The sequence below is a fragment of the Embleya sp. NPDC050154 genome, assembly GCF_044460165.1.
In the GTDB taxonomy this organism is placed as follows: domain Bacteria; phylum Actinomycetota; class Actinomycetes; order Streptomycetales; family Streptomycetaceae; genus Embleya.
The window spans coordinates 710,586-728,293 of sequence record NZ_JBITJP010000001.1 but is presented as its reverse complement, the minus strand read 5'-3'; the positions used below and the strand labels follow the sequence as shown (position 1 = coordinate 728,293).

Sequence of the window (17,708 nt, the reverse complement as noted above, 5' to 3'; positions counted from 1 at the left end):
GCTAGGCCCGTCCGAGGGGCCTTCGTGGATCAGGACACGCCCGCCAGGCGCAGCAGTGCGGTGCCGGCGATCGCCGCGAGCACCACCACCGGGAACGGCGCGCGGCGGATCGCCAGGATGCCCGCGACCAGGACGCCGGCCGGGCGGGACCAGCCGGCGAAGTCCTGCGTCTCGGTGAGGGTGCCGGTGGTGGTCAGGGCGATCAGGAGGACGGCGGCGGCCATCGCGAGCAGGCGGTGGGTGTGGTCGGGGAGGTGCAGGCGGTCTCGGCTGAGCGGGCCGACCAGGCGGAAGGCGTAGGTGCCGGCGGCGAGGAGGGCGATGGCGAGCAACGGCATCAGGACGGCTCCCGGGTCGAGTCGGTGGACGTGGGCTTGGCGGTGGGGCGGGAGGCGCGCAGGTAGGGGGTCAGGCCGACGAGCGCGAACAGGACCGGTAGGCCGGCGGGTAGGAACGGGGTGCAGGCGAGCGCGACGGCCGCGCCGAGGAGCGCCGCGTTGCGGGTGTCGCGGTCGCGGAGCGCGGGCAGTACCAGCGCCAGCAGGACGGCGGGGAAGGCCGCGTCCAGACCCAGCGCGGCGGGGTCGCCGAGGCCGGTGCCGGCCAGCGCGCCGACCGCGACCGACAGGTTCCAGATGACGAACAGGCCGACCCCGCAGACCCGGAAGGCGGCGCGGCGCAGCGCCGGGTCGGTGTGGCGCAGCGCGAAAGCCACCGTTTCGTCGGTGATCAGGTGCGCGCCCGGAAGTCGGGTCCACCCGCGCCGGCGGTCGTCGAGTACGTCCGCGACGGCGAAGCCGAAGGGCAGCAGCCGGGCGTTGAGGACCAGTCCGGCCAGGACCGCGGCCATCGGGCTGCCACCGGCGAGCACGATGCCGACGGCGGCGAACTGGGCGCCGCCGGCGAAGACGAGCACGGACATGACGATCGGTACCCACGGCGCGAGGCCACCCGCGACGGCGATGGCTCCGAAGGAGGCGCCGACCACGGCGTCGGCGACGCAGACGAGGAGGATGTCGCGAAGGGTGGCCCGATCGAGTGTTCGATATGACGAACGCATGTCCGGTACAGTGAACGAAGTGATGTACGTTCGTCAAGCCGAACAATGCAACGTCTGGAGCGAACACGTGGCCGGCAACCTGCCCTCCGACCCCGCCGCCGAGCCCACCGCCGGACCGATCGCGATGATCGCGGCGTCCGTGCGGCGCGAGCGCGAGCGCGCGGGAGTGTCATTGACCGAACTGGCCAGGCGCGCCCGGATCGCCAAGTCCACGCTGTCCCAGCTCGAAGCCGGTGTCGGCAATCCCAGCGTGGAGACGTTGTGGGCGCTGGCCGTCGCGCTCGGCGTACCGTTCAGTCGACTCGTGGACCCGCCGCACTCGAACGTCCGGGTGATCCGCGCCGGCGGCGGACCGGTCACCCACTCGGAACAGGCCGACTACGCGGCCACGCTGCTTGCCACGAGCCCGCCCAACGCGCGCCGCGACGTGTACCGCGTGGTGGCCCAGCCCGGCGAACCGCGTACGTCCGAGCCGCACGGGGCCGGCACCACGGAACACGTGGTGCTCGCCACCGGCCGCGCCCTGGTCGGCCCGGTCGAGGCCCCCGTCGAACTCGCGCCCGGCGACTACATCGCCTACCCCGGCGACGCGCCGCACGTCTTCGAGGCCCTGGCACCGGACACCTCGGCGGTCCTGATCTCGGAACACATCTGACACCGGACACATCCGACGCTCGGACACTTCCTACGCCCGAACGCGTCAGACGCCCGGGCACATCCGATGCCGGCGATGGCCCCCGCAATGGACGCGCCGCCGGCGCCTCGGCCGTCGAGGAGCCGGACGCCGGCCGGCCATCGGCGGTCCCGGGAGGCCCGGGACCGCCGACAACCGGGTGGATACGCCGACCGGCCGGCAGGACTCAGGCAGCGGCGGCCGGGTAGGGCCACGGATTCGCGACGCACAGCTTGCCGTTGTCCGCCTCGCGGCTCTTGGTCTGCTGCATCATCACCGGCGCCAGGCCGCCCGGCCCGCATCGGGTGTTGTGCTGGTGCCCCAGGCGGTGCCCGACCTCGTGATTGATCAGCATCTGCCGATAGCCGAGGATGTCGTCGCCGTACGCGGTCGAACCCTGGGCCCAGCGCCAGCCGTTGATCATCACCCACGGCGTGCCGGTCGCGTTGCACGACACATTGGACACGCTGGTGTCGCCGACGATCGGCGAACAGATCCGGTGCAGGGTGCCCGGACTGGACAGGCGCACCACGAACGACACGTCCGCGCCGTCGGTACGGTCGAACACCCTCCCGTCCCGCGCCCAACCGCGCGGATCATTGAGGGTCTGCTGAACGATCGCGACGAACAGCGCATGGTCCAGCGCGAGGCCCTCCTCGATCTCCACCCGATAGTCGACCCGCTTCGCCCCGGCCGGGCCGGAGTTCTTGCCCGGCTCGGTGACGAACCTTCCGCCGAGCCGCAGCGTCGACTCCAGCGGAAAGCGCAGGCCGGCCCCAGCGAGGGGGTCCGGTGACGCGGACGCCCGCACCGGCAGGTCCCGCTGGGCCGACGGCTGCTCCGGCGCCGGGACCGCCGCCGGCCCACCACTCGGCACCGGCGCCGGGGTGGCGCCGACGTCGACGGTCGACGCACCACCGCCACCGGAGAACCCGGGCAGCGCGGTGAGCAGGAACAGTACGGCGGCCACCGCGCCCACCCCGAACAACACCCGTCGCACGCCGCGCGGACGTGGACCCGAGTGGCTCCGGGCGTGGGCCCGGGCGCGGCCACGGTTTCGGGCGGCGCGACGCGGCTTGGCACGACGTCCGGTGCCGCGCCCGCTCACCCGGTACCCGTGCCGGCGTCCAGGAGCCGCCGGGCGACCGGTTCCCAGGCCGCGTTCCGGGCCATCGCCGCACCCTGGTCGTCGGCCAGCGGCATCCTGCCCTTGACGGCCTCCGTGCGCGTACCGTCCAGCGGCCCGTTGGCCCAGAGCAGTCGCAGCACGGTCGGGCCGATCGGCAACAGCACCGCTTGCCCCCGGAAGACGCCGTCCGGGGTGCGCAGGCTCTCCGAGGCCATCCACGTGCCGTTGCGCTCCGGTTGCAGGCATTTGATGGAATGCGTGATTCCGTGTTCGTCCGTGCGCTCGGCCGGGGTCGGGCCGTCGGATCGGCACTCCGGCAGCGTGCCGGGTCGCAGTGACACGGACACCACCCCGGTCGGTCCGTTGCCCTCGTTCATGGTCATCTCGGCCGAGACCCCGGTTTCCGGGACGTACCCGGTCCGGACCGTCGATCCCGTCCCGCCCGGCACCAAGGCGGTGAGTACGTCGCCGAGATCGCGGGCGATCGCCTGGCGAACGGCGTCCACCCGGCCGTCGGGCGACGGGCTCGGCCGGGGGGCGGCCGGCGACGCCGGTACGGCCGTGCGCTCGGACTTCGGGCCGGCCCGGTCCAGGGCGACCGCGGCGGCCCCTCCGATCGCCACCACCGCGGCCATCGAGGCCACGATGCCGGCGCCGGCGCGCATCAGCACGCGCCGTCGGCCCCGGGAGGCCGCGCGGGCCACCACGTCGGCCATCGGGCGGTTGCCCTGGTGGGCCAGTTCGTCGTGGAGCTGCCGGCGAAAGGCACGTTCCAGATCGGGGTCGAAGCCCGGTTCGAGGTCGGGTTCGAGGCCCCCGGCGAGGTCGGGTTCGAGATCGGCGCCGAGCGAGGTGCCGGGTGTGGCGCCGGGTATGGGTGCTGCCTTGTCCGGTGTCATGGTCACCTCCTCTGCTGATCGGTCATCGTTCATCGGTCGGCTCCATCGGGTGCCTTCGATGCAGACGCATGTCGTCGATACCTGTTCCGCGATACGTGTCTCGGGTGCGTGTCTCGCGTGTGTCTTCGGTGCGTGACCCGGGTGCATGACCGGGGTGCGTGTCTTCGGTGCGTGTCTTCGGTGTGCATGACTTCCGTGCGTGTCCTCGACGGACGGCTGCCGCGCGCGTCCCGGACGCGGGTCGTCCGCGGACGTGTGCGACGGCCGCCCTCGGGCCCCGCCGGCCGACTCAACCGACCAGCGGATTGACCGCGAGCGTGCCGCGCAGTCGGGCCAGTGCGCGCGGGCCCGCGCTCTTGACCGCGGAGGCGGACATGCCGAGCATCTCGGCGACCGCCTCCACGCTGTGGTCCTCCCAGTAGCGCAGGACCACCACCGCCCGATCACGCGGTGACAGCCGCATCAGTGCGTCGATCAGCGTGAGCCGAACGTCCGGGAGATCGACGTCGGCCGCCTCGTCGGGTCGGCGCTCCAGGGCCTGCGCGTCGATGCCGGGAACCTCGGTCGAGCTCCGGCGGCGTCGGCGATCCAGGTAGGCGTTCAAGAGCACACGTTTCGCGTACGCGTGCGGTTGGTCGGTGTGTTCTATCCGACGCCAGGCCAGGTACAGCTTCTCCAAGGCGATCTGGGTGAGGTCCTCGGCGAGATGCCAGTCACCGCACAGCAGATACGCCGTCTGACACAGGCGGTGCGCCGAGGTCCGGGCGAACTCGGTGAACCCTTCGCGACCCTGTGGGCCCATCCCGACCTCCTTTCCTGCCGCCTCCGTCCCTGATCCATACGCAGCCGGGGGGTGCGGAGGATGCACGTGTTCTGCGTCACAATGGGCAACGGCCCGCTCCTCGCCGGGCCGACGGCTCGCCTCGACGCCGGTCACCGGACGCCGGCGGCCCCGCCCGTGACCCAGCTCGGAGGCTCGGAACGTGCCACGAACCCCGCCGCGTACGACCCATCCGGCGCCGGGCGACCTGCCGTTCGTCGTGCACGAGTGGTTCGGGAACTCCGGAGACCCCTGGTTCTTCGCCCTGGTGCGCTTACGCGGTGCCGCGCCGAAAGTGCGCGATCTGCGCGAGCTGGTCCGGGACCGCTGGGGGTCCGTGCCGCGGCTGCGGTTGCGCGCGGGCGCGGTCGTACCGGGGCGCCGGCGCGGACGACCGCGTTGGTTCGTCTCCGAGGACTTCGAACCGGACCGGTACGTGGTCGCCGCGCCGGTCGTGCCCGGCCCGAACGCGCTGCGCGAGCGCGTCGGGCAATTGCTCGCCGAGGGCATCCCGCCCACTCGCGCCACATGGCGGATGTACCTGCTGTCCGGGCACGAGCACGACGGGTTCGCCGTGCTGTTGCGGATGCATCACGCGGTGGCCGACGGGGTCACGGTGATCCGGCTGCTGGAGCGCCTGATGGGCGCCGGACCCGGGACCGACGCCGCGGCGGAACCGGCGGGGCCCGGCCCGGCGGTGCGTCGGGTACCGCCGAGCCGGGCATCCGCACGCGGGCTCGCGGCGACGGCCGGCGGCGTACTCCGCCGGAATTCCCGGCTGCCGTTCAACGGCCGGATCGGCGCGGGTCGCCACGTGACCTGGGTGACGGTGTCCCCGGAGACGGTACGGGCCGCCCGGCGCGCGACCCGGGGCGGTGGGCGGCCGACCGTCAACGACGTGTACCTGGCGGCGGTCGCCGGGGCGCTGCGCGCGGTCGCACCGGCGGGTCCCGCGCTGCCGCGACGCGTCGCCGCGCTGGTACCGGTGAACCTACGCGCGACGGGCGAGGCGGCACGGATCGGCAACGTGGTGTCCTTCTTCCGGGTCCCGCTGCCGCTCGCCGAACGGGATCCGGGCGTGCGACTGGCCCGGGTGCACGCGGCGACCACGCGCGCCAAGGCCACCGGGCAGGCCGCCATCGCGCGGGCGGCGATCGAGGTGAGCGCCCGGCTGCCGCTTCGGGTCGGCTGGTTCGCCGGGCTGGTCACGATGTCGGCGAGCTACGCGAACACGAGTTGCACCAACATCCCCGGCCCGGACGTACCGCTGATCCTGCTCGGCCGACCGGCGATCGAACTGGTCGTGGCCCCACCGCTGATGGGCGCGCAGGGCGTGGTCTTCGGCTTCACCGGGCTCGGGGACGCCTTCACCGTCTGCGTCACCGCCGATCGCACCCACGGCGTGACGGCCGATCGGTTGGCCGAGGCGATCCGCGTCGAGTTCGAGGAACTGGCGCAGACCGCGGCCCGCTGAGCGGAGCCCGGTCGGCACCGGCCGGGCCGGCGTTCGACCGCGAGCGACACCGCACGACGACGACCATCGATCCCGACGGCGCCGGCGCGATCGGTCCCCTCTGTGGCATGTCGGGCCACCCATGTCGGGGGTGTCCGGGACATACGTTTCTTCCATACCCGGGAACGGGAGCACCGCCGACCGGCCCGGTCGCCGGTCGTACCGTCGCGGTCCGAACCGCACCGGTGGTGTGCGGCGCCCGTCCGACCCTCGCACGGCGCCCCGATCCGACCATCGAAGACCCACGAAGGAGCGCTCTCGCGATGAGTGACGTCAAGATCCTGGCGATATCCGGCAGCCTGCGCGCCGCGTCGCACAACACGCGGTTGTTGCGTGCCGCGCAGAAGTTCGCGCCGGGCGGCATGGACATCGAGATCTACGAGGGCCTGCGCGAGATCCCGCCCTACGACCTGGACCAGGACAACGCGAACGACCGCCCCGCCGCCGTCGCCGAGTTGCGCCGGCGGATCACCGAGGCGGACGGTCTGCTGATCGCCACGCCCGAGTTCAACTACTCGATCCCCGGCGTGCTGAAGAACGCGATCGACTGGGTGAGCACCGACTGGTCCCGGACCGAGGGTCTGCCGCTGCTGCACAAGCCCGCCGCGATCATGGGCGCGGCGCCCACCAACTTCGGCTCGGTACGCGCGCAGCTCGCGCTGCGTCAGGTGTTCGTCTGGACGCACACCGACGTGGTGGTGCGGCCCGAGTTGATCGCGTTCCGCTCGCACGAGCGCTTCGACGACGCGGGCAACCTGACCGACGAGGACACCATCGGGTTGCTCCGCGACCTGCTCGCCGCACTGGCGGAGAAGATCGACGGCAAGTGAGCGATCGCGCGACCGGGGCCGTGCCGGGCGGGTCCGGCAGGCGCGTCCGCGATCCGCCGCCGAGGTTGTTCGCCATCCGGGCCGCCGGGATCCGACCGCGGGGAGCGCCGTCGGACCGTCATCGCGGTCGGACGCGCGCGAGGAGGGGTTTCGCCGTCACGGGGCGGCGAAACCCCTTGCCTCGTCGGCGCGACTTCACGCTCGCCAGGGGTGGACTCTCCCGAGGGACGCACGCTCGCGAGAAATGAAATTGACCCATCGTTTCGTGGCTGAAGTGAACCATTCGACGGGTCGAACCACGCCATAGATTGATAACAACGAACAGCGGGGCCGGGCGCCGAAGCACACGTCACTCGACGCACACCGACCGGCCGGCCGTTCTCCTCGATCGACCCAACCAGCCACGCCGGGAGCCACCATGTCCACACACGCCTCGAACGCCGCCGTCCCCGCCTCGATCCTGGTCCGCACCCAGGAGGCGGAGGTCGTCCAGGACGGTCCCACCAGCCTGATCACGTTGCTGGCCGACACCCCCGGGACGACCGCCAACCTGGCCACCTTCGACAAGGGTTCCCCCGGCGCACCGGCCCACTTCCACACCAGGGCCGACGAGATGTTCCACGTCCTCGAGGGCACCATGCGCATCCTGCTCGGCGAGGAGATCGTCACCCTGGAGACCGGCGACTTCCTGCTGGTGCCGGCCCGCACACCGCACGCGTTCGCACCGGCCCCGGACACCGAGGCGAAGATGCTGGTCGTGTTCACCCCCGGGATGGACCGCTTCGACTACTACCGACTCCTGGAGCGGGTCTACCGCGGCGAGGCCGACGTCGCCGAACTGCGCGCGACCTCGGAGCGGTTCGACAACCACTACGTGGACAGCCCGGTGTGGCGCGAGGCCCTCGCCGGATCCTGAACCGGCGTGCCGGTACTCAGGACGAACGTTCGGTACTCAGCTTCGCGGCCGAGTAGCCCTACGGATGGTTCGTCCTGGCGGGCTCCGCCAGGATGTGGACTGCGGGCAGCGAGCACGGGTGGGGCGGAACCGCCGACACGGGGTGGCGGAACGGGCGTCGAAGCACGATGGGGTTGTCACAGGGGAGGGGGGGGGGGGGGCCCCCCGGGGGGGGGGCCCCCCCCCCCCCCCGGGGGGGCGGCCCCGGGGGGGGGGCCCGCCCCGTCGCGGGGGGGGGGCCGGCCCTCGGCGGCGGGGGGGGCGGGCGGGGGGGGGGGGTCGGGGGGGGGGTGGGGGGGGGTGTGGGGGGGGCCGGGGGGGGGGGGCCCCCCCCCCCCTCCCCTCGTTTCGTTTCCCCGGTTCCGCGGCGGATCAGCCCCTGGGATGGCCCGCGTCCAAGTCCCGGACGTCGGAGAAGGTCAGCAGGTCGGGCCGGGTCGGGGCCGGATGGTCCGGAGCCCGGACGGGCGCCACGACGAAGCCGGTGTGGTCGCCCAGATCGATCGCCTCCAGGACACGACCCACGAAGCGCCGGGGACAGTCGTTCAGGAGCGGTACGCCGAACGGACCCTCGGTCCACGCACAGTGCGCGAACTTGTCCGTGCGATCACCGGTCTCCTCCCCGAACAGGGCCGCGAGCGGGTGTTGCCGTGAATCGGGCGCGTGCACCGCGATGACGCCGGCCGCGGCGACGACGGCATGGGTGTGGTTCGCGGCGGACACGCAGACCAGGAACCGCCGCGGGTCGATACCGCACTGGGTGGCGAAGCCGACCAGGCATCCGGAGCGCTCGCCGGTGTCCGGCCGGGCCGCCGTGACGATGAACATCGGGTAGTCGAGCGCCGCCACAAAGGAGTCGAAGTCGGCATCGGCATCGGGACCGGGTTCTTCGGGCACGGATCGACCTTTCGGCGGGTTGCTCACCACATCCACCCTCCTCGTAGCGACCGTCGGACCGTTGCGACACTCGCGACCGGCGCGGTGGTCGCGCTCGTCGCGACCGGTCGGATCATCGGTTGTGCTTCCCGACCCGGGGCTACTGCCCACCGCCACCGCCACTACGCCCCACCGCGCGAACATCCGGCTCCGCTCCCGGCCGATCCGCTAGGGATGCATCCGGGCGCCCTTGAGAACCTTGTCGACCGCGTTGCGCGGGCCGTACACCGCCATTCCGACCAGGTCCAGATCCGCCCGCCGGACGGCTCGGACCGCGGCACGGTTGTCCCGGTCGTTGCCGGTGGCGAAGAGATCCGAGGTGAACACCGTGACGGGCAGTTCGCGACCCACCGCCCGGGTGTGTGCCGCCGTCAACACCTCCTTGGTGCCCTCGAAGACCATCACCGGCTGCCGGAACATCGGCAGGTAGGCGGTGTCGTCGGCGTCCGCGTAGGGCTCGCCGATCACCTCCGGGATCCGCGTGCCGAGGCCGCTGACCAGGAACGCGGTGACGTTCAGTCGCTGCCACTGGGCCAGGTCGGCGCGCAACAGCACGGCGATCCTGGTGTCGAAACGAACGGGTTCGTGCTCGGTTTCCATGCCTGGCATCGTGTCCGGGCCGGTCGGGGGCCGTCTTGTACGATCCTGACATGGTTGCCGGCGCGGAGATCGTGGCGTGGCGGCCGGCGGTGGCCGGGGTGCGCGAGGTCCTGCACGCGCACATGACCGATCACGCCTATCCGATGCACACGCACGCCGCGTGGACGCTGCTGATCGTCGACGACGGCATGGTCAGGTACGACCTGGACCGGCACGAGCACGGCGCCCTGCGCAGCACCGTGAGCCTGCTGCCGCCGCACGTCCCGCACAACGGGAGCGCGGCCACGCCGACCGGGTTCCGCAAGCGGGTGCTGTATCTGGACTCCTCGCATGTGGCCGACGAGCTGATCGGCCCGGCCGTGGACCACCCGGTGCTCGCCGACCTCGCGCTGAGCCGGCGGGTACACCGACTGCACACCTCGCTGCTGCGGCCGGGCGAGGAATTGGAGGCCGAGAGCAGGCTCGCGTTCATCGCCGAACGGCTGCGCGGACACCTGGTGGGTCGGGTCGACGCGCCGCCCGCCGTGCGTGATCCGGGTCTGGCCCGGCGGCTGCGCGACCTGCTGGACGATCGATTCGTCGAGGGCGTCACCCTCGCGGAGGCCGCCCGCTTGTTGTACGCCCACCCGACCCACCTGGTGCGGGCCTTCGGCCGGGAGTTCGGCATCGGGCCACACCAATACCTGACCGGACGTCGGGTCGATCTCGCCCGCGGGCTCCTGCTCGACGGAATGCCGCCGCACACCGTCGCGGTGACCGCCGGCTTCTACGACCAGTCGCACCTGAACCGGCACTTCAAGCGCGTCCTGGGCACCAGCCCCGGGCGGTTCGCCCGCGGCGGGAGGCTCCCGGTCGTCACCGGCGAAGAGGACGAGGCGACCGGGCCGGTACCGATCCACGACCGCCGGGACCGGCGCTCGCGTCGCACCCCTATCGCCCCCTAGCGTTTGTCCCGGGGCGGCCAACCGTCGGTGTGCTGTGGTGGGGTGGTCCTCGTGACACCGCCCGGGACGAGGGGCGACGGCGAACAGGTCGGCCCGACGAGGGGAAAGCGAACAGTGACGCATGGAGCCGCGCGCCGGTACGACCCGGCCGCCGAGGTGCTGCTCGGACTCGCGGTGGCGAGCGGCGAACCCGGGGACGCGGGTCGGCTGCGCCACCGGCTCGGCGAGGGCGACCCCGCCTACCTGGCCGACGCTTCGCTGCCGATCGCCGCACGGGTCAAGGCAGTTCGCGATCCCGACGTGCTGGTTCGGCGCGCGGTGGCGCGCAACCCGGAGGCGGGCACCGGCGATCTCGCCGCGCTGCTGGAGCGGCCGGACCCGGTCGTGGATCGGTTGGTGTACCGGCACGCCACCGCCCTGCCGTGGATGCGCCGCGAGGTGCTCGCCCCGGGCCGACATCCGGATCCGCACGCGCTCGGCGTGTTGTGGGAGGAGATCCGCGCGTGCGCCGAAGACCCGCCGGACCACCCGCACTTCATCGGCGCAGCCGTGGTGTCCGAGATCCCGGCACTGATCGAGCACGCGCTGCGCGCCTGCGCCACGCGGCTCACCACCGCGGAGCAACTACGGGGCCTGTTGGGCCTGTTCGCCGATCCGCCACGACTGGCCGGGCTGCTCGCGGAGGTGGACTTCACTGCCTCGCCCACCGGCCCGGCGGTCGGCGGCCATCCCCCGCCCGTGCTCGACGTGGCCGCCGTCGCCACCCGCGCGCTGGAGAGCGGCCGGACCGACGAACTCGAGGCCGCGGTGGCCGCCGCCGAGGGCGCCGACGGGCTGATCGCCGGCCTGCGCGCCGGCGAGCCGGAACCCACCTGGCGCCGCGATCCGCACTGGAGCCGGCTGCTGGACGCCCAACGCGCCGAGCCGCTGCCCGAGGCCGCCGCGGCGGCGCTGGTCGCGCGCGCGGACTGCCCGGACGCCCTGCTCGTGGAGCTCTATCGAGCCCACCCGGCCGCGGTGGCCCGGATCGCCCGCCCCTCGGCCGCCCTGCTCGAAGCCGCCGCACAGCATCCGGGCCATCCCGAGGTGGCCCGGATCGCCGCCTCGGCCGGCGCCGCCGGACGCACCGACGAGCGGCACGCCGCCCTCGTCCTGGACACCGTCACCCCCGCCCGAACCGCCGTCGCGACCCTGGCCGAACTCCCGTTCGTCCGCCCGCTCACCGACCTGCTGCACCGTCGGCTGGGCGGCTCGGCGAGTCGTTGGGCCACGTTGCGGGTGCACCTGTCGCGGCATCGGGGCACCCTGGCCCACTTGCTGGCCGAGATCGCCGACGGATCGATCCCGGAGGTCGGATCGACCGTGCCGCCCGCGCTGTCCAGGCCCTACCGATTCCTGCTCTACGCCGCCGACCCCGGGGACCTGCGCACCCTGTTGCCCCTCCTGCGCGACGAATTGCTGCGCGACCTGCTGGGCAAGGGGCCGCTGCCCGCGCACGCCCTCGACGTCGCGCTGGCCACCCGCGATCCCCGGGTCTGCGCGGCGGTCGCGCAGAACGCCTGCCTGGACCCGCGCGAGCTGGGCCGGCTCACCGCCCTGGACGACCCGTTCGTGAACGCGGCCGTGTACCGCAACCACCACACCCCGCTCACCCTGCGCCGCAGCATCGCCTCCGGGGTCCCGCGCACCCCGGGGCGTACCGAACTCGTGCCGTTGGACCCGCGGTTGCGTGCCGAACTGCTGGACTGCCGGGATCAGCGCCGGCTCACCCCGCTGGCGGTCAGCGGCGACCCCGAGCTCGTGCACGCCGCGCTCTTCACCTTCCCCTCCGCCGACGCGCGCGGCTTCGCGTTTCTTCGGGTGTGGGAGCGCGGCGGGCCCGAGGCGGTCCGGCGCCTGGTGCGATTGCTCGGCGGGCCGGGCCACTCGAACCAGGCCGCCGCCGTCCTGGAGGCGCTCGAAGCCCCGGACGGGCCGGGCAGGTTGGGCTCGCTGCGCATTCCGTACGAGGATCCCGACGCGCTGCCACGCGTCTTCGCCACCGCGCGAGGACGCAACGCCACCCGCCGGCTGATGGCCACGCTCGTCCACGAGCCGTACGTGTACGATCTGCCGCGCCTGGTGGCCGGGCATCGCCGGACGCCGTACCCGCCCGAGCCGATCGACGAACTCCTGCGCCACGAACACGCCGAGGGCGAACCGGGCCGGTTGCTGCGGCTCGCCGTGGTCAACCGCTCGTGCGGCTCCACCGCCGAGGACCTCAACCGCGAACCGATCGACCGGCTGACCACCGTCGCGTTCGGTCGCGCCGACGCGGCCTGGGTGAACGACTGTGTCGAGCACGAACTGCTGGATCCGGTACTGCTGGTGGACACCGCCCGGCCGGCCGGCGAGGTGCTGCGCGCGCTGCCCAGGCTGGCCCCCGGCGCGGCCGCGCCCGTCCGCGCCCGGCTGGCGGAACTGGTCGGCACCCACCTGGCGGGCCACGTCGAGGCCACCGTGATCGGCCTCGGGCTGCTCGACTCCTTCGCGGGCACCGTCGCCGAACTGATCACCGTCGCCGCGCAGGCGGCAGGCCGGCCACCGGATGCCGCGCAACGAGCCCTGAGCGACGCCGAGATCGCCGAATTCGCGGACAGCCTCGCGCGCCACACGCCGACCGTCCGCGGCCGCGAGCCGGCCGGGCCGACGCTGCCGACCAGGCGCGGCCGGCGCAACACCCCCGACCGGGGCTGCGCGCTGGCCGCCGCGCACCTGCTGCGGGAGATCGTGCCGAGCGCGCCGATACCCACCGACCCGGCGGTGCTCGCGGTGTTCGCCGAGACCCTCGAGGCGGACGTGCCCGACCTGTGCCACCCGGTGTGGCTGGTCGCGGCGTGCGCGGCCGCTCCGTCCGACCTGCCGCGCGAACGGCTGGCCCGGCGTGATCCGATCGGCTTTCGGGACACCGCCTCGGCCTCGGTGCGATACCGCGCCGGTCTGGTCGGACCGGCCGACCTGATCGCCACGACGCCCGCGCGCGCGTTGAGCGCCGCGCGCCCGGGCGAGTTCTCCCAACTCGCCCGCGAACCGCTCACCCGGGCCGTACGCGCCCTGCTCGCCGCCCGTCTGGGCCACGATCGCGACCGCTGGTCGGCCGCGGTCGCCGCGATGGACACGGAGCGCGGCGACCTGCCGCTGCCCGAACTGCTCGACCGGGTGGCCGCCGGCCCCGCCCCGCGCCCCGAAGCCGCGCCCGCGACGCTGTCGAGCGCCGGATCGGCCCTGCTCGTCTACGCCGACGCGCACGTGCTCCGCACGCTTGTCCCGCTGCTCGGACCCGGGTCACCGAGCGCCCTGGCCCGCGACGCGGAGCGCACCCGGCACGTCACGGACGACCTGGTCGCCTACGTGCTGTCTCTGGCCGACGTCGCCCCCGCGCTGATCCTCGCGGACGGCGAGGCCCGCTCGCCGCACACCCGGCACGTGCGCGGGCGGCTGCTCGACCGGCGCGATCCGGTGCTGGAGGACCGGCTGTACGGCGACGCCAGGCGACCCGGCGACGCGGCCGAGCGGCGTCGGATCCTGGCCCGCGCGGCCGACGACACGCGACCGCTGTCGCCCGCCCTGCGGGGGCGCCTGCTCGCCCCGGGGGTGTTCTCGAAGTATCGAACGGACGCGCTGCGGGTGACGGTGGAGGCGGCCGACGCCGACGTCGTCGAGCGCGCGCTGGAGGCGATGTCCGGGAAGTTGTCCCTGCTCGAGCAACTGATCGCGGCGCGCAACGCGTTGCGCTTCGGCGGGCCGCACCGGCTGCGCGCGCTGATCGACCGCGGCCTGTTGGGCAGCGGTGCCGCCAAGGTCGCGGCGAAGGCCCTGGCCGACACCGGTGATTCGGCCGGGGCCGGCGTCGCGGTGCTGACCTCGCGGATCGACCGGGAGTCCTCGCCGGCCCGACTGGTGGCGAGGCTGCGCGCGTGCGACCGGCTCGCGGACGCCGAACGTGTCCTGGACCGGCCCTATCGGCGCGACTGGGCACTGCTGGGCCGCGAGCACGCGCGCGAGCCGTGGCCCGCCGGGGTCCGGCACGCGCTCGCGAGCCGACCGGACGCGCCCGACGAGATCGTCCTGGCGATGCTCACCGACCTGCACCCCGCCGAGGCGTTCGCCGCGGCCCGGCGCGGGCCGCGCGTGGCCCGTACCGTCGCCGCGTGGGTGCTGCCCGAAGGCGGCACCGCCGAGTGGCATGTCGAGATCGAGCGGTTGATCGAGGCGGGGTTGCTCACCGGCCACGATCTGGTGCACGAGGTGGGGCACGCCGATCGTGTGCTGCGCTATGTCGCCGACGCCCGGGCACGCGTGGACCCGTCCGAGCCGGTACGGGTCGCGGTCCACGCGGCCTACACCGAGATCAGCGCGCTGACCGCGGACCTGCTGGGCACCGAGGAACGGTCCTGGCAACGTCTGTTCGCGGCGCTCACCGAACGCGACGAACACTGGCGCCGGGCCGAGGGGCCGGCCGCGGGAGTCGCCGCGCTGCTCGCCCACGCGGCACGCGAACCCCTGGGACGTCTCTGCGATCCCCCGACGGGCGCCTGACCCGGATCGACCGGTCGTGCCGGCCGATCCGGGTCGGGCGGATCGACCTCAGCCGATCAGGTTCTTCTCCAGGTCGCCCAGGATCGCGTTCGCCGCGACCACGCCCAGGCCGAGGTACCAGGTGTCGTCGGGGACCGTGACGGCCTTGCCCTTCTCCACCGCGCCGAGCTTCTTCCACAGCGGGTTGTCGGTCACCCGTGCCTGCGCGGTCTTGTCCGCCGGGCCGTAGGTGCCGACGAAGATCCTGTCCGCGTCCGCTTCGGTGATCCGCTCCTCGGACAGTTCCACGGCCAGGTCGTCGATGTTCTGGTTCGCCGGCCGCGGCAGACCCACGTCCTGGAGCACGGTGCCGATCAGCGACTTGTTCGCGTACAGCCGGATCTTGCCCGGCATGAAGCGCACCATCGAGATGGTCGGCTTGTTGGCGCCCAGCTTGTCGCCGAGCGCCTTGGCCCGGACCTGGTAGGCGTGCAACTGCGCTTGGGCATCGGCGGTCTTGTCCAGGGCCGCCGCGTTGAGCAGGAAGTTCTCCTTCCAGGTGTAGCCGGGACGCACCGAGAACACCGTGGGCGCGATCTTGGACAACACCGGGTACTGCTGCTCCGCGCGCAGCTTGCTGCCCAGGATCAGGTCCGGCTTGAGGTTCTCGATCGCCTCGAGGTTGAGGTTGTTGATCGTGCCGACCTTGGCCGGCTTGCCCGCCTTGCCGTCCAGGTACGCCGGAAGTTCCTGCGATCCGTCGGTGAACGCGATGCCCACCGGCTGGACACCCAGTGCCGCGACGTTGTCGAGTTCGCCGGTGTCCAGCACGACGACCCGCTTGGGCTGCGCCTTGAGCGTCACGTCGCCCATCGCGGTGCGGATCGTACGCGGGTACTGTCCGGGTGCCGCGTCCGTGCCCAGGCCCGTGGTCACCTGGCCGGCGCTGCCGAACTCCTTGCCGCCGGCCGCCACGGCGGGCTTGCCGCCGCCCTTGTTCCCGTCCGAGGAGTCCGAGCCGCAGGCCCCGGTGAGCAGGGCGGCGGACAGGGTCACGGCGACGGCGGCGATCCGGCGGCGAGGTATCGGCATGGGTCCTGGTTCCTTGGCGCGTGAGGGACGCGGGCCGGGCACCACGACGACGCGGCGATCGGCCCGCACTGTTGGGACAGGCTCGACCGCTGAGGTAAGCCTTACCTTGTCACCTTAGGGGATGCTTGTCGCGGATCAGCCATCAGGGGTGAGAACGGGCATCCGGCCGACCGGCCGCGACCGCCGATCCACCCGACGGAACCCGTTGACGCCGCCTCGCGGGCGGCGCGAGACTCGGCTCACCCGGGGAGGTGGGGCCGTGGTGGTGGCCGACGTGCTCGGTCCGGACTTCGACGCGATCCGACGCGAGGAGTACGGGTATCTGGACGAAGCGGGGCTGGTCTACCTCGACCACACCGGCGCGGGGTTGGCCGCACGCCGCCAGTGGCGCGCGCACGCGGCGCGGATGTCCGGCGCCACCTACGGCAATCCGCACTCCGAACACCCGGCCTCGGTCGCCTCCACCGCGCTGGTGGAACACACCCGCCAGGCGATCCTGGAGCACTTCAACGCCGACCCCGACCGGTATGCCGCCGTGTTCACCGCGAACGCCACCGGTGCGTGCCGACTCGTCGGCGAGGCGTACCCGTTCCGCCGCGGCAGCCGCTTCGTGCTGCCGATCGACAACCACAACTCGGTCAACGGCATTCGCGAGTACGCCCGCGCCGCCGGCGCGCGCACCCGGTACATCGGCCTGAGCGGCCCGGACCTGCGCCTGGACGGCGACGCGCTGCGCGCCGCGCTGGCCCATCGCCGAGGTCTGCTCGCGTTTCCCGCGCAAAGCAACTTCACCGGGGTCCGGCACCCGCTGGAATGGATCGACGTCGCCCACCGGCACGGCTACGACGTGCTCTTGGACGCGGCCGCGTACGCACCCACCAATGTGCTCGATCTCGGCGCGGTACAGCCGGAGTTCGTCGCGGTGAGCTGGTACAAGGTGTTCGGCTACCCGACCGGTGTGGGCTGTCTGCTCGCCCGCCGGGACGCGCTCGCCCGACTGCGCCGGCCGTGGTTCGCGGGCGGCACCATCGAGGCGGTCAGCGCGCAGGGCGGCTGGCATCGCATGGCCGACGACGAATCCGCCTACGAGGACGGCACCCTCAACTTCCTCGCCATCCCCGACGTCGCGCAGGGCCTGGCCTGGGTGGACGAGGTGGGCATGCGGGCCGTGCACGATCGGGTCGATCGACTCACCGCCCATCTCCTGTCCGGGCTGGCCGAGTTGCGCCATCATCGGGGCGAGCCGATGGTCCGGGTGTACGGGCCCGGCACGGTGGACGCCCGCGGCGGCACGGTCGCGCTGAACATCCTGGACGCCGCCGGGACGGTGGTCGACGAGCGGATCGTCGCGCGGGACACCGCGGCCGCCGGGATCTGTGTCCGAACCGGCTGCTTCTGCAATCCGGGCGCGGGTGAGGCGGCGTTCTCCATCGCCCGCCGCACGCTGCGCGGCGCGGTGCTGCGTACGGCCGCCTCCGGCGGCACGCTGGACGACTACCTGACCCGGCTCGGGTTGCCCTCCGGCGGCGCGGTGCGGGTCTCGCTCGGATTACCTTCCACGATCGCCGACGTGGACGCCTTCCTCGACTTCGTCGCCCGCACCTACCGCGACCGACCCGTCGACCCCCGGGGGTTGGCACCGAGACTGCGCTGCTGAACCGACTGCCGGGTCGGCCGATCCGCCGGCCCGAAATCCGACG

At 73.3% G+C, this 17,708-nt stretch carries 15 protein-coding genes; 7 read left to right on the top strand and 8 right to left on the bottom strand.

Features of this window, described 5'->3' with window-relative positions; genetic code table 11:
• Window positions 1-29: 29 nt before the first annotated feature.
• Both ACIBSV_RS03330 and ACIBSV_RS03325 read right to left on the bottom strand, forming a co-directional pair.
• Entirely contained in the window at window positions 30-338 is a 309-nt protein-coding gene (locus ACIBSV_RS03330) for an AzlD domain-containing protein (protein WP_395859197.1), read from the bottom strand.
• Window positions 338-1,060, bottom strand: coding sequence for an AzlC family ABC transporter permease (locus ACIBSV_RS03325; RefSeq protein ID WP_395859196.1), 723 nt, complete (start codon window positions 1,058-1,060; stop codon window positions 338-340). Before ACIBSV_RS03325 ends, ACIBSV_RS03330 begins: the two co-directional genes overlap by 1 nt.
• A gap of 124 nt (window positions 1,061-1,184) precedes the next feature.
• Between ACIBSV_RS03325 and ACIBSV_RS03320 the strand changes: the two genes are divergently transcribed.
• Window positions 1,185-1,715, top strand: coding sequence for a helix-turn-helix domain-containing protein (locus ACIBSV_RS03320; protein WP_395859330.1), 531 nt, complete (start codon window positions 1,185-1,187; stop codon window positions 1,713-1,715).
• A gap of 205 nt (window positions 1,716-1,920) precedes the next feature.
• Here the strand turns inward: ACIBSV_RS03320 and ACIBSV_RS03315 are convergent, their stop codons facing one another.
• From ACIBSV_RS03315 to ACIBSV_RS03305, 3 genes are all read right to left on the bottom strand, one after another.
• A complete protein-coding gene (locus ACIBSV_RS03315) occupies window positions 1,921-2,703 on the bottom strand; it encodes a DUF3152 domain-containing protein (protein WP_395859195.1) in 783 nt (260 codons plus the stop codon).
• Window positions 2,704-2,837: 134 nt separating this feature from the next.
• Window positions 2,838-3,761 carry a hypothetical protein gene (locus tag ACIBSV_RS03310; RefSeq protein WP_395859194.1) on the bottom strand — a complete coding sequence of 308 codons (924 nt, stop codon included), beginning with the start codon at window positions 3,759-3,761 and terminating at the stop codon, window positions 2,838-2,840.
• 289 nt (window positions 3,762-4,050) lie between these two features.
• Entirely contained in the window at window positions 4,051-4,563 is a 513-nt protein-coding gene (locus tag ACIBSV_RS03305) for a SigE family RNA polymerase sigma factor (RefSeq protein WP_395859193.1), read from the bottom strand.
• Between the two features lie 181 nt (window positions 4,564-4,744).
• On the opposite strand from ACIBSV_RS03305, the gene ACIBSV_RS03300 reads away from it, so the two are divergent.
• The 3 genes from ACIBSV_RS03300 to ACIBSV_RS03290 all read left to right on the top strand — a co-directional run bounded on the left by ACIBSV_RS03300 (window position 4,745) and on the right by ACIBSV_RS03290 (window position 7,840).
• Window positions 4,745-6,055, top strand: a complete 1,311-nt coding sequence (locus ACIBSV_RS03300; RefSeq protein ID WP_395859192.1) for a WS/DGAT domain-containing protein — start codon at window positions 4,745-4,747, stop codon at window positions 6,053-6,055.
• 302 nt (window positions 6,056-6,357) lie between these two features.
• Window positions 6,358-6,924 (top strand): NADPH-dependent FMN reductase, encoded by a 567-nt coding sequence (locus ACIBSV_RS03295; RefSeq protein ID WP_395859191.1) that lies wholly within the window; start codon window positions 6,358-6,360, stop codon window positions 6,922-6,924.
• 418 nt (window positions 6,925-7,342) lie between these two features.
• Window positions 7,343-7,840 (top strand): cupin domain-containing protein, encoded by a 498-nt coding sequence (locus ACIBSV_RS03290; RefSeq protein ID WP_395859190.1) that lies wholly within the window; start codon window positions 7,343-7,345, stop codon window positions 7,838-7,840.
• A gap of 411 nt (window positions 7,841-8,251) precedes the next feature.
• Here ACIBSV_RS03290 and ACIBSV_RS03285 read toward each other — a convergent pair whose 3' ends face one another.
• Both ACIBSV_RS03285 and ACIBSV_RS03280 read right to left on the bottom strand, forming a co-directional pair.
• The gene (locus tag ACIBSV_RS03285) at window positions 8,252-8,776 is read right to left on the bottom strand and encodes a flavin reductase family protein (protein WP_395859189.1); all 525 of its coding nucleotides are present in this window, start codon (window positions 8,774-8,776) and stop codon (window positions 8,252-8,254) included.
• A 207-nt stretch (window positions 8,777-8,983) separates the two neighbouring features.
• A complete protein-coding gene (locus ACIBSV_RS03280) occupies window positions 8,984-9,415 on the bottom strand; it encodes a DUF2000 family protein (protein WP_395859188.1) in 432 nt (143 codons plus the stop codon).
• 50 nt (window positions 9,416-9,465) lie between these two features.
• On the opposite strand from ACIBSV_RS03280, the gene ACIBSV_RS03275 reads away from it, so the two are divergent.
• Both ACIBSV_RS03275 and ACIBSV_RS03270 read left to right on the top strand, forming a co-directional pair.
• On the top strand, window positions 9,466-10,359 hold the full coding sequence (locus ACIBSV_RS03275; RefSeq protein ID WP_395859187.1) for an AraC family transcriptional regulator: 894 nt from the start codon (window positions 9,466-9,468) through the stop codon (window positions 10,357-10,359).
• A gap of 114 nt (window positions 10,360-10,473) precedes the next feature.
• On the top strand, window positions 10,474-14,937 hold the full coding sequence (locus ACIBSV_RS03270) for a hypothetical protein (protein WP_395859186.1): 4,464 nt from the start codon (window positions 10,474-10,476) through the stop codon (window positions 14,935-14,937).
• Between the two features lie 48 nt (window positions 14,938-14,985).
• On the opposite strand, the gene ACIBSV_RS03265 is transcribed toward ACIBSV_RS03270, so the two are convergent.
• Window positions 14,986-16,008 carry an ABC transporter substrate-binding protein gene (locus ACIBSV_RS03265; RefSeq protein ID WP_395859185.1) on the bottom strand — a complete coding sequence of 341 codons (1,023 nt, stop codon included), beginning with the start codon at window positions 16,006-16,008 and terminating at the stop codon, window positions 14,986-14,988.
• 259 nt (window positions 16,009-16,267) lie between these two features.
• Between ACIBSV_RS03265 and ACIBSV_RS03260 the strand changes: the two genes are divergently transcribed.
• Entirely contained in the window at window positions 16,268-17,665 is a 1,398-nt protein-coding gene (locus ACIBSV_RS03260) for an aminotransferase class V-fold PLP-dependent enzyme (protein ID WP_395859184.1), read from the top strand.
• The last annotated feature ends 43 nt before the right edge of the window (window positions 17,666-17,708 follow it).